Genomic DNA, 1,553 nt, shown 5'->3' on the forward strand with positions numbered 1-1,553 from the left:
GCGTATCCGACGTGACATCCGCGACAGTACCGTTCGTCACGATCGTGTTGTTGACGATCTTGAATTTGCCGTCCGCGCTGATCAGGCCGCCCGAACCCGCCTGGAAACTCGCAAAGGTGTAGCTGATGGTCTGGTTGTCGCCATCCTTGGCGGCAAGCGTCACGACCGTCTGGTTGTTGCTTGTGCCTTCGTTGACGTTCGCGGTCCCGGACGGCGTTGTCGGGGCCTTGTTGACGTTCCTTACGGTGATCGTCACCGTGCCGGTGGATGTCGCGTTTGCCGTGCCGGAACCGTCGTTCGCGACAAGCGAATAATTGATCGGCGTATCCGACGCCACGTCCGCGACCGCGCCATTGGTCACGATCTTATTGTCGACGATCTTGAATTTGCTGTCGGCACTGATCAAGCCGTTCGAGCCGGCGAGCGCGCTCGCGAAGATGTAGCTGATCGCCTCCCCGTCGTCGTCGACGTCGTCGAGGGTCATGACCATCTGGCCGTTGCCAGTCCCCTCGTTGACATTCCCCGTGCCTGCCGGCGTCGTCGGCGCCTTGTTGGGGAGGCCGTCATCGATCACGTAGACCTTGAACGTCTTCTCCTCATGGAGCAGCGCGCCGCCTGGGCCGCCGGCATCCGTCACGCGGACTTTGATCTCGTAGAACTTGCCCCCGCTATCCGACTGCAGATCCGACGCGTTGTAGTTCAGCGGCGCCGCAAGCACGACCTTGGTGCCGGTCGGATCGATCTTGAAACGATTGCCGGGATTGGTCGTGATCGAGTAGGTCAGCGCATCGCCGAAACCCAATTCCAAATCTTGGTCGTACGCCGTGAGATTGCCGATGAGTGTATTCGCGGCAAGCTTCTCGACGACCGATAGCACAGTGCCGCCAGTCGCGTTCTTCAAAGCGAGGTTGGTCGGCGCATCGTTGATGTCGTTGAGATAGACGCCGAATTGTCCGGCCTGCACGCCGGTCCCGCCGCCGAGCTCGGCGCCGGTGATCGACATCGAGAACAGATTGCCCAGTTCGAAGTCGAAGAGGGGGTTGCCCTCCGCGTCCACGACGGCCTTCGCGAAAATCTGATTGCCGACGATGTAGAAGCGRCCGCCGCCGTCCCCGTCGAAACCGGGGCCGAAATTGAAGGTATAGCGCCAACCGGGCTGGGCGTTCGAGATCGTCCCGATCAACGTATCTTTAGCAAGGTTCTCGTTGAAGACGACGTTGTAGTCTGGATCGTCGGGAGCCTGGCTACCCAAGGAGCCTGCGACGATCTCGAGTGCATATGGAACGGCCATTTTGGTCCCGAGTCGGAAGGGCAATCATTTTTGCGGCTATCGACGGTCGGAGAGACCACGCGCCTATCAGAATGGGGAACCCTATTCGCCCGTGGGCCGGAGCGGACTATACGAGCAGCTAGGTGACATGATGTTTCTTTGGCCGATCAACGGGTTTCCCCTCTGTCCTGACCCACCACTTGCAGAACACAAGAAGAACAGCTACCTTGTTCGTGCTTTGTTTCAGATTCGCTCCCGCGGGAGCTGCAAGGATCGACCATGT

Annotated in this window: 1 protein-coding gene; it reads right to left on the reverse strand. The window is 59.6% G+C overall.

Annotated elements, in window-relative coordinates; genetic code table 11:
• Positions 1–1,291 (reverse strand): cadherin repeat domain-containing protein (locus AC1DT3_RS20645; RefSeq protein ID WP_477467072.1); only part of this gene is annotated, 1,291 nt, incomplete at its 3' end.
• Between the last annotated feature and the right edge of the window lie 262 nt (positions 1,292–1,553).

The sequence above is a fragment of the Microvirga sp. P4_G7 genome, from assembly GCF_056401005.1.